Source organism: Streptomyces sp. NPDC051310 (assembly GCF_044455245.1).
GTDB lineage: Bacteria > Actinomycetota > Actinomycetes > Streptomycetales > Streptomycetaceae > Streptomyces.
In genome coordinates this window covers 125313-138218 of record NZ_JBITEO010000007.1, presented here as the reverse complement: position 1 = coordinate 138218, position 12906 = coordinate 125313, and the positions used below count along the sequence as shown (strand labels likewise).

At 75.1% G+C, this 12906-nt stretch carries 13 protein-coding genes; 7 read left to right on the top strand and 6 right to left on the bottom strand.

The window, feature by feature from the left end:
* The first annotated feature begins 40 nt into the window (after window positions 1-40).
* Window positions 41-517, top strand: a complete 477-nt coding sequence (locus ACIA79_RS12835; RefSeq protein ID WP_399428237.1) for a pyridoxamine 5'-phosphate oxidase family protein — start codon at window positions 41-43, stop codon at window positions 515-517.
* Window positions 518-549: 32 nt separating this feature from the next.
* Here the strand turns inward: ACIA79_RS12835 and ACIA79_RS12830 are convergent, their stop codons facing one another.
* A complete protein-coding gene (locus ACIA79_RS12830) occupies window positions 550-1167 on the bottom strand; it encodes an SUKH-4 family immunity protein (protein ID WP_399428236.1) in 618 nt (205 codons plus the stop codon).
* A 352-nt stretch (window positions 1168-1519) separates the two neighbouring features.
* Window positions 1520-2809 carry a ricin-type beta-trefoil lectin domain protein gene (locus ACIA79_RS12825; RefSeq protein WP_399428235.1) on the bottom strand — a complete coding sequence of 430 codons (1290 nt, stop codon included), beginning with the start codon at window positions 2807-2809 and terminating at the stop codon, window positions 1520-1522.
* Between the two features lie 371 nt (window positions 2810-3180).
* On the opposite strand from ACIA79_RS12825, the gene ACIA79_RS12820 reads away from it, so the two are divergent.
* Entirely contained in the window at window positions 3181-4242 is a 1062-nt protein-coding gene (locus ACIA79_RS12820; protein WP_399428233.1) for an AI-2E family transporter, read from the top strand.
* Here ACIA79_RS12820 and ACIA79_RS12815 read toward each other — a convergent pair.
* The 3 genes from ACIA79_RS12815 to ACIA79_RS12805 form a co-directional block, all read right to left on the bottom strand.
* Complete coding sequence (locus ACIA79_RS12815; RefSeq protein WP_399428232.1) at window positions 4206-4640, bottom strand: cupin domain-containing protein; 435 nt, start codon at window positions 4638-4640, stop codon at window positions 4206-4208. The genes ACIA79_RS12820 and ACIA79_RS12815 overlap by 37 nt on opposite strands.
* A gap of 83 nt (window positions 4641-4723) precedes the next feature.
* On the bottom strand, window positions 4724-5713 hold the full coding sequence (locus tag ACIA79_RS12810; RefSeq protein WP_399428231.1) for an acyl-CoA dehydrogenase family protein: 990 nt from the start codon (window positions 5711-5713) through the stop codon (window positions 4724-4726).
* Window positions 5713-6837, bottom strand: a complete 1125-nt coding sequence (locus ACIA79_RS12805; RefSeq protein ID WP_399428229.1) for an acyl-CoA dehydrogenase family protein — start codon at window positions 6835-6837, stop codon at window positions 5713-5715. Before ACIA79_RS12805 ends, ACIA79_RS12810 begins: the two co-directional genes overlap by 1 nt.
* Window positions 6838-6882: 45 nt before the next feature.
* On the opposite strand from ACIA79_RS12805, the gene ACIA79_RS12800 reads away from it, so the two are divergent.
* From ACIA79_RS12800 to ACIA79_RS12780, 5 genes are all read left to right on the top strand, one after another.
* Window positions 6883-7674, top strand: coding sequence for an SDR family oxidoreductase (locus ACIA79_RS12800; protein WP_399428227.1), 792 nt, complete (start codon window positions 6883-6885; stop codon window positions 7672-7674).
* Between the two features lie 15 nt (window positions 7675-7689).
* Entirely contained in the window at window positions 7690-8304 is a 615-nt protein-coding gene (locus ACIA79_RS12795; protein WP_399428226.1) for a TetR/AcrR family transcriptional regulator, read from the top strand.
* A gap of 17 nt (window positions 8305-8321) precedes the next feature.
* Entirely contained in the window at window positions 8322-9479 is a 1158-nt protein-coding gene (locus tag ACIA79_RS12790) for an acetyl-CoA C-acetyltransferase (protein WP_399428225.1), read from the top strand.
* Window positions 9480-9776: 297 nt separating this feature from the next.
* Window positions 9777-9980 (top strand): cold-shock protein, encoded by a 204-nt coding sequence (locus ACIA79_RS12785; protein WP_005318814.1) that lies wholly within the window; start codon window positions 9777-9779, stop codon window positions 9978-9980.
* A gap of 95 nt (window positions 9981-10075) precedes the next feature.
* Window positions 10076-11587 (top strand): DEAD/DEAH box helicase, encoded by a 1512-nt coding sequence (locus tag ACIA79_RS12780; RefSeq protein ID WP_399428224.1) that lies wholly within the window; start codon window positions 10076-10078, stop codon window positions 11585-11587.
* Window positions 11588-11842: 255 nt separating this feature from the next.
* Here the strand turns inward: ACIA79_RS12780 and ACIA79_RS12775 are convergent, their stop codons facing one another.
* The gene (locus tag ACIA79_RS12775) at window positions 11843-12904 is read right to left on the bottom strand and encodes an NAD(P)H-dependent flavin oxidoreductase (protein WP_399428223.1); all 1062 of its coding nucleotides are present in this window, start codon (window positions 12902-12904) and stop codon (window positions 11843-11845) included.
* Between the last annotated feature and the right edge of the window lie 2 nt (window positions 12905-12906).

Below are 12906 nucleotides of genomic sequence, written 5' to 3'. Positions count from 1 at the left end.
CCCGACACAAGATGTCCGGTATCCCGGCTTCCCTGGTGCCATGGCATTCCGTTGGGCAGACTTCCGGGCGGCGGAGCCGCAGTTCGCGCAGCTCGTCGAACAGCGCTTCGCCGCGTACACGCACCACGTCCTCGGCACCCTGCGCAAGGACGGCTCACCGCGGCTGAGCGGCCTCGAAGCCACCTTCCGCTTCGACGAGCTGTGGCTCGGCATGATGCCGAGGTCGTACAAGGCGTACGACCTGCGGCGCGACCCCCGCTTCGCCCTGTTCGCCAATCCGGGCGGCGGGACCGCCATGGGCGGCGGTGACGTGCGGATCGGGGGCCGGGCCGTCGAGGTGACGGACCCGGCGGTGATGGCGCGGTTCGCCGACGAGGCGGACGCGCCGCAGGCCTTCCACCTCTTCCGCGCGGAGCTCTCCGAGGTCGTGCGCACCTCGGTCGACGGCGAACTGCTCGTCGTGGAGACCTGGCACCCGGGCGAGCCCCTGCGCACGGTACGGCGGGGCAACGACTGACGCGGTGATGCCCGGGCGACACCGACCGGTGATCACCCGTAGAGCGACCGCCCACCCGGGCTGGTGCCCCGGAAACGCCGGCCCGCAGCGATCTCGTCCCCGACCACCGACCAGACGGTCCCGTCGTCCCGGAAGGGGAGCGGGTCGACGCTGCTCGTCTCCTGACGGATGCGCTCGACCTCGCGCTCCAGGCGCTCGAAATCGGCTGCCCCGTCGCCGCCGTCGCCGCTGAAGGCGAACTCGTCGAGCAGGCGCTGGAACCGGAGGGTGACCTGGACGAGGGAGGAGACGTCCGTGTGGAGTTCCTGCACCGCATCCTCGCCGGTGTCGAAGGCGTACACCTTGCCGGAACCGGTGTCGAGGGCGAGGTGAGCGGTGAGCAGCCAGCCGATGACGGGCCATTCGCCCGCGTCCTCCGAGGCGTCCACGAAGTCCTCCGTGTCGATGACGTCCCGGACGAGCGGCAGCCGGCCGGAGTCCTCATCGGGCTCACGCAGCCGCAGCGTCCCGGTAGGGACGCCGACGGTTCGCAGGAGGCGGGCGCCCTCGGTGTCCTCGGTGGACGGTGGGAAGGCGGTGGCGGGCAGGGTCGCGAGCCGGTCCTCGCCGAAGATGTCGGCGAGGTCGCTGCGATCGACGTCGAAAAGCACTGCCAGAACTCCGGAATCCGCCGCGGCACGGGCGCCGTGGGCCTCTTGCTGATCGTTCCGGGATGCCGGCCGGCGGAGATGCCGGCGACGGCAGCCCGTGAGGGTGACGGCCCACATTCTTCCCGGTGGGCCACTGCCCGCGTGGGGTCCTCGACGAGGAAGCCCGGCTCGGCTGTCCGGGCCGGCCGACGGCGTCCAGGCGTCCGTCCGCGCGAGCGGGGCGGCGAGTCCTTGCCCGGGGGGCCTGTCCTCCGGATCCTGCCGGGTCCGCGCGGCCTGATCCGGAAGGCAGGGCCCGGGGGTGTCGTCCGGAGCAGTCCCGCGCCCCGGGCCCGGCACCCGCCCCGGGGGCTCAGGTCACCAGGGACCACTTCTGGTGGGCGCCGCCGGTGCACGTCCACAGCTGCGTCGGTGTCCCGTCGGCGGCATCGGCTCCGAGGACGTCCAGGCACTTGTTCGCCGGCAGGTTCACCAGGTCGTTCGTCGCGGCGTTGTACGACCAGCGCTGCGCACCGGTGCCGTTGCAGTCCCACAGCTGGACGCGGGTGCCGTCGGCCGTGCCCGCCGAGGCGGCGTCGAGGCACTTGCCGAGGGCCCGGACGGTCCCGTCGCCGCCCACGGTCCAGCGCTGGGCCGCCGTCCCGTTGCAGCCGTACAGCTGGACCGGCGTGCCGTTGGCGGTCCCGGCGCCCGCCACGTCCAGGCACTTGCCGGCCAGGCCCCGCAGGGAGCCCGTGGTGCCGGGGGTGTCCGCGGTGGTGACGCGGACGTGGTCGACGACGAGCTGCTGGGGGAAGACGGTGGACCCGTCGGGGTCGCCCGGCCAGTAGCCGCCGACGGCGAGGTTGAGGATCAGGAAGAACGGCTTGTCGAAGACCCACTGGCGGCCGCCGAGGTCGGCGGGTGTGCGGCGCTGGTAGACGGTGCCGTCGACGGACCAGGTGATGACGCCGGGCGACCACTCGACGGCGAAGGTGTGGAAGGCGTCGGCGAAGGCCTGGCCGCCGGGCAGGGTGTACCCGGCGCCGATGCCGCCGCTGCCCGAGTAGCCGGGGCCGTGGAGCGTGCCGTGCACGGTGCCGGGTTCGAACCCGACGTTCTCCATGACGTCGATCTCACCGCTGGCGGGCCAGCCGACCTGGCCGATGTCGTTGCCGAGCATCCAGAACGCCGGCCACATGCCCTGGCCCCGCGGGACCTTCATACGGGCCTCGACGCGGCCGTACGTGGTGGTGAAGCGGCCCGCGGTGTTGAGCCGGGCGGAGGTGTACTCGCACCGCCCGTACCAGCACTGGTAGTTGCCGGGGTTCTCCCGGCGGGCGGTGATCACGAGCTGGCCCCGGCCGTTCAGCGCGGCGTTGGCCGCGCCCGCCGTGTAGTACTGGCGCTCGTGGTTGGCAACGTTGTCGCCGGTCTCGGTCTGCCACTTGCGGCCGTCGACCGCCGCCCCGGCGGGACCGTCGAAGGTGTCCTCGAAGGTCACCGCGCGGACCGCCGCCGCGGGCTCCGCGGCGGGCGGGGCGGTGGGGGAGGCCGGGGAGGTCGCGGTCGCCGGTCCCGGCGACCAGCTCAGTAAGGCGGTGAGGGCGGCGGCCGCGAGGGCGACGCCGCGCAGGGCGTGGGGTCGTATCCGTGGGGACATGGGAGTGCCTTCGGAGTGTGGAGGAAGTGGGGCCGGTTCACCGGCCTTGGTCCGGACCTGCCTTCGGGAAGTGAAGCGCCGTTGGCGCGACCCTGTCAATAACTGTGAGAGCGCTCTCCGGGCGGACTTCCCCGGCCCGCGCGCGCCGTGCCGGGAAGGCACCGCTCCCCGGTGGTACGAGGTGGGGGGTGCCCATCGAACCCCGGCCGCCCGGGCGGCCGGCCCGCCGGCCCCGGAGACGGCCGTCGCCCCGCCCGTACCCCCGCGCGGCGGCCCGTCCCGCGCGCCGCGGCGGGCCGGGGGCCGTCCCGCCGGCCGGCCGGAGCCCCGGCGCCGCCCCGGCCGCCGCCGCGAGCGGCCCCGAGGCGGGGGTGCGGGTCGCTCCCGCGCTGCGCACCGCCGCTGCCCACTCCTGGCGCCTGCTGGTGGTCGGAGTGCTGGTCTACGCCGTGTTCGCGCTCCTCGGCCGGTTCCACGAGCTCGCCGCGGCCGTGTTCCTGGGCATGGTGGTGACGGCACTGCTCCGCCCGGTCGTCGACCTGCTGGACCGCGCGCTGCCGCGGCAGTTGGCGGTGGCCCTGTCGCTGCTCGCTGGCGTCGTGCTGGTGCTGGGCGCCCTGGCGCTGGTGGGGGAGGCGGTCGCGGGGGAGCGCCGGGTGCTGCAGGAGGAGTTCGTCACGGGGGTGGAGCGGGTCGAGCGCCGGCTGGAACGGCCTCCGTTCCGGCTCCACCCGGAAGCGCTGAGCGACATCCAGGCGCGGCTTGGCCAGTTCCTCTCCAGCCACCGCTCCACCCTCATCTCCACCGCCATCAGCGGCGGCCGGCGGCTCGTGGAGGTCGTGACCGTCATCGCCCTCGCGCTCTTCTGCTCCGTCTTCTTCCTGTTCTCGGGCGGCCGGCAGTGGCGCTGGTTCTGCGACCAGCTCCCGGCGTCGGCACGGGACAGGGTGGCGCTCGCGGGCACCACGGCGTGGCGGACGTTCACCGGCTACACGCACGGCATCGTCCTGGTCGCCGCGACCAACGCGGTCCTCGTCGGCATCGCGCTCTTCCTCCTCGGCGTGCCGCTGGCCCTGCCGCTCGCGCTGCTGGAGTTCTTCGCCGCCTTCGTCCCGCTGATCGGCTCGCCCGTCGCGCTCGCCGTGGCGGCGGTCGTGGCGCTCGCCGCCAAGGGGCCGGTCACCGCCGCCGTCGTCGTCGCCCTCATCGTGGTCATCGGGCAGATCGAGGGCCATGTGCTGCACCCGGTCGTGATGAGCTGGGCCGTCCGGCTGCACCCCGTCGTGGTTGCCCTCGCCGTCATCGGCGGAGCCGTCGCGGCGGGGGTGCTGGGCGCGGTGATCGCGGTCCCGCTGGTGTCCGTGGTGTGGGCGGTGCACCAGGCGCTGCGGCGGCGTCAGGGCAGGAACGGTGCCAGCTCCGCGGCGGCCTGACCGAGGTGCGCGACGTCCTCGGCGGTGGCGAACTCGTGGTCGGCGTAGTCGAACCCCGGCGTGACCACCTCCGCCACCAGGGCGTACGGCGCGTCCTCGACCAGGTGCGACGCCTTCCACCGCCCTCCGGGCACGACCAGGAAGTGGTCCGCGCCCGACCGCAGCGTGACGTACTCGACCGTCCCCCGCTCGCCGGCCGTCACGTACCGCACCGGCCCGCCGTCGACGAGGAAGTGCAGGATGTCGCTGCGGTTGCGGTGCAGCCTCCCGCGCGGCTGCTCCCGGGTGAGCAGGTAGTGGATCGACGTGGCGAGCGGACGCTCGCCCCGGGGCAGCGCGACGTGCCCGGGGCTCGTGTAGAGGCGGCGGAAGAAGCCGCCCTCCGGATGCGGTTCCATCCCAGGTTCGTTTCGCCAGTCGCGCACGGTCGCTCCTCCCGGGGCCGGGCCGCGTGCCCGCCCGCGGGCAGCCTACGGCTCCCTCACCCCGCGTCGGCCAGGACCTCCCGGCGGCACCACGCGGGGTCCCCCCACGCGGCGCGCAGCGGGCGCGCCTTGCGCAGCCACAGCGCGAGGTCCAGCTCATCGGTGTAGCCGACGGCGCCGTGCAGCTGGAGCGCGGTGCGGGCGGCCGCGTACGCCGCGTCGCCCGCCGCCGCCTTGGCCGCCGCGATGTCCGCGGTCCGCAGGGACAGCGCCGCCCCGAGGAGCAGCGGCCGGGCGAACGCCAGGCCCAGCAGCGTGTCCGCCAGCCGGTGCTTGACCGCCTGGAAGGAGCCGACGGCCGCGCCGAACTGGGTGCGCTGTCCGACGTACGCGACGGTCCGGTCCAGCAGCGCGTACCCGACGCCGAGCGACTGCGCGGCCGTGGCGAGCGCGGCCCAGTCCGCCGCGTACCGGGCCGCTTCCGCGACCTGCGGCCCCGCCGCCAGCAGCTCCCCGCCGGGTGACGGGCGCGCGAGGCGGCGCACGGGGTCGGCGGAGGCGCGGACCGGCCCGTGGCCCGGCGCGAGGCGCAGCTCCCCGGTGGCGGCGTCCGCGACGAGCGTCACGCCGGCGGTGTCGGCGTCCAGGGCCCAGCCGTGCGCGGACGGGAGGGTCGCCGTCAGCGCACCCGAGGCCAGGGGCGGCAGCAGCCGCCGGGCCGGGCCGTCCCCGCCCCGCTCCGCGAGCCGCGCGAGCAGGGCCGCGGCCGCGACCGTCTCCACCAGGGGGCCCGGCGCCGCGTGGCGGCCCAGCTCGGTGAAGGCGACGGCGACCTCGACCGGCCGGGGGCCCAGCCCGCCCTCGTACGCCTCCGGGACCGCCAGCGCGAACACCCCCGCCCCCGCCAGCCGCGACCACAGCGCCCGGCCGGGGCGCGCGTCCCCGGCCGCCCAGGACCGCGCGGCGGCCGGGACGGCGGAGGCCGACAGCAGGGCGTGCAGGGAGCCGGCGAACGCCTGCTGCTCCCCGGTGAGCCGGAAGCGCATCAGCGGCGGCCCTTCGGCAGGCCGAGCAGCCGCTCGGCGACGATGTCGCGCTGGATCTCGTTCGTCCCGGCGTAGATGGGCCCGGCGAGCGCGAAGGTGTACCCCTCCGCCCACGCGTGGTCCGCGAACTCGCCCTCCCCGCCCAGCAGATCGAGGGCCGTCTCGTGCAGGGCGATGTCGTACGCGGACCAGAAGAGCTTGGTCAGGCTGGACTCCGCGGCGGCCGTCCCGCCCGCCGCGGCCGCCGCCGCGAACAGCCGGTACGCCCGCGCCCCGATCACCGCGTCCGCCACCCGGTCGCCCAGCCCCGGGTCCTCGCCGCGCTCCCGCCACAGCCGTACGAGACGGTCGGCGGCCGCGAGGTAGCGGCCCGGGGAGCGGAGCGTGAGGCCGCGCTCGTCACGCGTCGCCGACATGGCGATCCGCCAGCCCTCGCCCGGCGCGCCGATCACGTCCTCGTCCGGCACGAAGACGCCGTCCAGGAACAGCTCGGCGAAAGCCGGCCGGCCGTCGAGCCGCCCGATCGGCCGCACCGTCACCCCGGGCGCGCGCAGGCCGAACATCAGGTACGTCAGGCCGTGGTGCCGCCGGGCGTCCGGATCCGTACGGAAGAGGCCGAAGGCCCGGTCGGCGAAGGCGGCGCGGGACGACCACGTCTTGTGGCCGTGCAGCAGCCAGCCGCCGTCCGCGCGGACCGCGCGCGAGCGGAGCGAGGCGAGGTCCGAGCCCGCCTCCGGCTCGGACCACGCCTGCGCCCAGACCGTCCCGCCGTCCGCCATCGGCGGCAGGATCCGCGCCCGCTGCTCCGCGGTGCCGTGGGCCAGGAGCGTCGGGGCCAGCAGGCCGATGCCGTTCTGCGAGACGCGGCCGGGCGCACCGGCCGCCCAGTACTCCTCCTCGAAGAGCAGCCACTCGGTGAGACCGGCGTCCCGGCCGCCGTACCGCCGCGGCCAGGACACCACCGACCAGCCGCCGGCGTGCAGCTCCGCCTCCCAGGCGCGGTGGGCGGCGAAGCCCTCGGGCGTCTCCAGGGAGGGGAGGGGGTCCTCCGGTACGTGCGCCGCCAGCCACGCCCGGGCCCGGCGGCGGAACTCCTGCTGTGCGCCGGTGTACGTCAGGTCCATGCCAGCACCTTCCCTAACAAGCGTTTGGCAGGTTAGCGTACGGCCATGAGGAGCGTCGAGTACGTCGCGGGACACGGTCTGCTGGCCGGGCGCACCGCCGTCGTCACCGCCGCCGCAGGCGCCGGCATCGGCGGCGCCACCGCCCGCCGGCTCCTGGAGGAGGGCGCGCGGGTGCTCATCAGCGACACCCACCCGCGCCGCCTGGAGCAGGCCGGGCGGGCGCTCGCGGCGGAGTTCGGGCCGGATGCCGTCGCCGCGCTGCCGTGCGACGTCACCCGCGAGGACCAGGTCCAGGCGCTCTTCGCGGCGGCCGTGAGCCGCCACGGCAGACTCGACGTCGTCGTCAACAACGCCGGACTCGGAGGCACCGCCCCGCTCGCCGACATGACCGACGAGCAGTGGGAACGGGTCGTCGACGTGACACTCAACGGCACCTTCCGCTGCACCCGCGCGGCGCTGCGGCTGCTCCGCGACCAGGGCGGCGGCGGAGTGATCGTCAACAACGCGTCCGTCCTCGGCTGGCGCGCCCAGGCCGGACAGGCGCACTACGCCGCCGCCAAGGCCGGCGTCATGGCCCTCACCCGCTGCGCGGCGGCCGAAGCGGCGGCGTACCCGGGGGACCCCGTCCGCGTCAACGCCGTCGCCCCCAGCCTCGCCATGCACCCGCACCTGGTGAAGGTCACCTCCGCCGGGGTGCTGGACGAACTCACCGCCCGCGAGGCGTTCGGCCGGTGGGCGGAGCCCTGGGAGGTCGCCAACGTCATCGTCTTCCTCGCCAGCGGCTACGCCTCCTACCTCACCGGCGAGGTCGTCTCCGTCAGCAGCCAGCACGCGTAGGCCCAGAATGGGCACGTGCCGAACAAGAAGAAGACCCAGGTGACCGCCGCCGCGCCGCTGCGGCGCGACGAGATCCTCGCCACGGCGGCCGAGGTGTTCGCCGCCCAGGGGTACAACGCCACGACGGTCCGCCGCATCGCCGACGAGGCCGGGATGCTCGCCGGGAGCCTCTACTACCACTTCGACTCCAAGGAATCGATGGTCGACGAGATCCTCTCCGCCTTCCTCGACGAGCTCTGGGCGGGGTACGACGCCGTCCTCGCCGCCGGGCTCGGACCGCGGGAGACCATCGAGGCGCTCGTCACCGAGTCGTTCCGGGAGATCGACCGGCACCGCGCCGCCGTCGCCATCTACCAGAAGGAAGTCCGGCACCTGGCCGCCCAGCCGCGCTTCCGGTACCTCACCGAGTCGCAGCGGAAGTTCGAGAAGGCCTGGCTCGGCACGCTGGAACGCGGTGTGGCGGCGCAGGTGTTCCGCGCCGACCTCGACATCCGGCTCACCTACCGGTTCGTGCGCGACACGGTGTGGGTCGCGGCGTCCTGGTACCGCCCCGGGGGCCTGCACAGCCCCGAGGAGATCGCCCGCCAGTACCTGTCGATGGTGCTGGACGGTATCGCCGTACGGAACTGACCCGACAAGGAGTCGTCATGGGCGAGGCCTACATCGTCGAAGCGGTCCGCACCCCGGTCGGACGGCGCGGAGGGGGCCTCGGCGCCGTCCACCCCGCCGACCTCGGCGCGCACGTCCTGCGCGAGCTGGTGGCCCGCGCGGGCATCGACCCGGCCGCCGTCGACGACGTCGTGTTCGGGTGCCTCGACGCGGTGGGGCCGCAGGCGGGGGACATCGCCCGCACGGCATGGCTGGCCGCCGGGCTGCCCGAGGAGGTGCCCGGCGTCACCGTCGACCGGCAGTGCGGCTCCTCGCAGCAGGCGGTGCACTTCGCCGCCCAGGCGGTGCTGTCCGGAACCCAGGACCTCGTCGTGGCGGGCGGCACCCAGAACATGACCATGATCCCCATCGCGTACGCCTCACGGCAGGCGGCCGAACCGCTGGGGCTGACCGATGGGCCGTTCGCCGGCTCGCGGGGATGGCGGGCCCGGTACGGCGACGCGCCGGTCAACCAGTTCGCCGGCGCCGAGATGATCGCCCGTCGGTGGGGCATCACCCGCCGCGACCAGGAGGAGTACGCGCTCATCTCCCACCGGCGGGCGATACGCGCGGCCGACGAGGGCCGCTTCGACCGCGAGATCACGGCGTACGGCACGCTCACCGCCGACGAGGGGCCGCGCCGCGACACGACCCCCGAGAAGATGGCGGCCCTCCCGCCGGTGCTGCCCGGCGGCACCGTCACCGCCGCCTGCTCCTCGCAGGTCTCCGACGGCGCCGCGGCGCTGCTGCTGGCGAGCGGACGTGCGGTGGCGGACCACGGACTCACCCCCCGCGCCCGCGTCCACCACCTCTCCGTGCGGGGCGAGGACCCGATCCGCATGCTCACCGCGCCCATCCCGGCCACCGCCCACGCCCTGGGAAGGACGGGCCTGGCGATGGACGACATCGACCTGGTCGAGATCAACGAGGCGTTCGCCCCGGTGGTCCTCGCCTGGCTGAAGGAGACCGGCGCGGACCCCGCCCGGGTCAACGTCAACGGCGGCGCCCTCGCGCTCGGCCACCCTCTCGGCGCGACGGGAGCCCGCCTGATGACCACGCTCCTGCACGAACTGGAGCGCACCGGCGGCCGCTACGGCCTGCAGACGATGTGCGAGGGCGGCGGCCAGGCGAACGTGACGATCATCGAGCGGCTCTGAGGGCCGGGGCTCGGGCCGCGGCTTGGGCGTCGGCCTCCGGGCGCCTCCGGCCGTCTCCCCCCCGGCCCTCGCCGACGTGGCGCAGCGACCTCCGGCCGTCTTCCCCCACCTCCCCCGGCCGACGTGGCACAGCTCACTCGACCGGCTCCGCACAGTGGCGCGGGTCGTGCTACGGTTTCCGAGTTGCAGTTTTGGTACCCATGAACTTTGTGTGCGCCTGACGGGAATGCTCCGCAGGCGCATCATTTGTTTCCGGCATCTCCGGATGGGGCCCTCGACACCATTCAGGAGAACAACATGGCTACTGGAACCGTGAAGTGGTTCAACTCGGAAAAGGGCTTCGGCTTCATCGAGCAGGACGGCGGCGGTGCCGACGTCTTCGCCCACTACTCGAACATCGCCACCTCGGGCTTCCGTGAGCTCCAGGAAGGCCAGAAGGTGACCTTCGACGTCACGCAGGGCCAGAAGGGCCCGCAGGCGGAGAACATCCTCCCCGCCTGATCGCCGGACGCGACTCCCGCAGCCGGGGCCCGCACCATGCAGTCGCAGGTGCGGGTCCCGGCTTGCGCTGTCCTCAGGCCCAGAAAGGCTGCTGCATGACCCGACCCGACCGCACGACCACCCGCAACCGCCCCGCCCGCGCAGCGACGTCGCGCCGCGGCGCGAAGAGCACGGCACCGGCGTCCCCGCCCCCGCCGCGGGAGTTCACGCCGCCGCAGACCCTCACCCCCGCGCTGCCCCCGGTCGCCGGCTTCGACGACCTCGACATGCCGGCCGCGCTGCTGAAGACGCTCACCGCGCAGGGCGTCACCGAGCCGTTCCCGATCCAGGCCGCCACCCTGCCGAACTCCCTCGCCGGCCGCGACATCCTCGGCCGCGGGCGCACCGGCTCCGGCAAGACCCTCGCCTTCGGGCTGGCGCTGCTCGCCCGCACGGCGGGCCGCCGCGCCGAGAGCAAGGCGCCGCTCGGGCTGGTCCTCGTGCCCACCCGCGAGCTCGCGCAGCAGGTGACCGACGCGCTCACCCCGTACGCGACCTCCGTGCAGCTGCGCATCGCCACCGTCGTCGGCGGTATGTCGATCAGCCGTCAGTCGGGCGCGCTGCGGCGCGGCGCCGAGATCCTCGTGGCCACGCCCGGCCGCCTGAAGGACCTCATCGAACGGGGCGACTGCCGCCTCGACCAGGTCGCCGTCACCGTCCTGGACGAAGCCGACCAGATGGCCGACATGGGCTTCCTGCCGCAGGTCACCGCGCTGCTGAAGCAGGTCGAGCCGGACGGGCAGCGCATGCTGTTCTCCGCGACGCTCGACAAGAACATCGACCGGCTGGTGCGGATGTTCCTCACCGACCCGGTCGTGCACTCGGTCGACCCCTCCGCCGGCGCGGTCTCCACCATGGAGCACCACGTCCTGTACGTCGCCGACGAGACCGACAAGAAGGCCGTCACCGTGCGCATCGCGGCCCGCGACGGCCGGGTGATCCTCTTCCTGGACACCAAGCGCTCCGTGGACCGGCTGGTCAAGCGGCTCCTCGCCAGCGGCGTGCGCGCGGCGGGCCTGCACGGCGGCCGCTCGCAGCCGCAGCGCAACCGCACCCTGGAGCAGTTCAAGGACGGCCGGGTCACCGCGCTCGTCGCGACCAACGTCGCGGCCCGCGGCATCCACGTCGACGACCTCGACCTCGTCGTGAACGTCGACCCGCCCACCGACCACAAGGACTACCTGCACCGCGGCGGCCGCACCGCCCGCGCGGGCGAGTCCGGCAGCGTCGTCACGCTCGTCCTGCCCGACCAGAAGCGCGACATGACCCGGCTGATGTCCCACGCGGGCATCACGCCGAGCGCCGCCCGGGTGAAGTCGTCCGACGAGGAGCTGGCCCGGCTGACCGGCGCCCGCGAGCCGTCCGGCGTCCCGGTCACCATCGAGGTGCCGCAGCCGGCCCCGGCGGCCAGGTCCGCGCAGGGCGGCGACAAGCCCGCCCGCCGGCGCCGGCCCCGCCGCGCCGGCCAGGGCGCGAGCGCGGGCGCGAGCACCCAGGCGAGCCCCAGGCGCCACCGCGCCGGCGGATCCGGCGGCGCCGCCCGCGGGGGACGCCGCACGGCCGCCTGACGGAGGCCGATATTCGGTCGCGGTCGTAGTCGCGGTCGTTCGACGGAGGCCGGCGCTCGGGGGCGGTGCTGCCCCGGGGCCGCGCCGCCGGGCGTGCGGCCCCAGGGCGTGGCCTTGAGCCGGGCGGGGCGTCCGCCGGGCGTGACGCGTGACGCGTGGCATCGGGCGTGACGCGTCACGCGTGGCGCATGGCGCCGGTGAGGTGCGGGGTGCGCGTCCGCCGGGCCGGGCGCCGCGGCGCCGCCGGCGGTCACGTCACGGCCCGCTCCCGTCCGGCGCCGGCAGGGAGCCCAGCACCTGCCGCGCCTCGGACATGACGCGCCGGACGAGCTCCTCGCAGCTCGGCAGGTCGTCGATCAGCCCCGCCACCTGCCCCGAGGCCATGACGCCCAGGTCGGTGCGGCCCTCGACCATCGCGGCCCGCAGCAGCACGGGGGTGTTCGCGGCGAGCAGGATCTGGCTCCAGGTCAGGTCCTTCCCCCGCTTCAGGGCCAGCCCGTCCCGCACCATCCGGGGCCACGACAGGCCCGACAGCGCGCGGAAGCGGGCCGCCCGCCGCACCGCCGCCGCGAGGGCCCGCACCCGGCCCGCCCGCTCCAGCGAGGCGACGAAATCCGTGCGGAGCATGCGGTGCGGCAGCCCGTCGACGGCCCGCGTCAGCGTCACGTCGTCGACCGTCGCCGCCAGATACGCGGCCTTCACCGGGCCGGGCACGGGCGAGTCCGAGGTGAGCAGGAAACGGGTCCCCATGGCGATGCCCGCCGCTCCGTAGGCCAGCGCCGCGACCAGCCCCCGCCCGTCGTGGAAGCCGCCCGCCGCCACCACCGGGATGCCGACGGCGTCCACGACCTGCGGGAGCAGGACCGAGGTGGCCACCCCGCCGGTGTGACCGCCGCCCTCGGAGCCCTGCACGAGCACCGCGTCCGCACCCCACGCCGCGACCTTCTCGGCGTGGCGGCGGGCGCCGACGGACGGGATCACGACCACACCCGCGTCCTTCAGTTCGGCGATGAGGTCCCGCGACGGCGCGAGGGCGAACGACGCCACCCGGACGCCCTCGTCGACGACGATCCGGACCCGCTCGCGGGCGTCGGCCGCGTCCGCCCGCAGGTTCACCCCGAACGGCGCGTCCGTGCGGGACTTCACCTCCCGCACCGCCGCCCGCAGCTCGTCGGCCGTCATCGTCGCCGAGGCGAGGATCCCGAGGGCGCCGGCCCGGGCGGTGGCGGTCACCAGGCGGGGCCCCGCGACCCAGCCCATGCCGGTCTGCACGAGGGGGTACCTCACGCCGGTCAGCCCGGTCAGTGCCGTCCGCACGG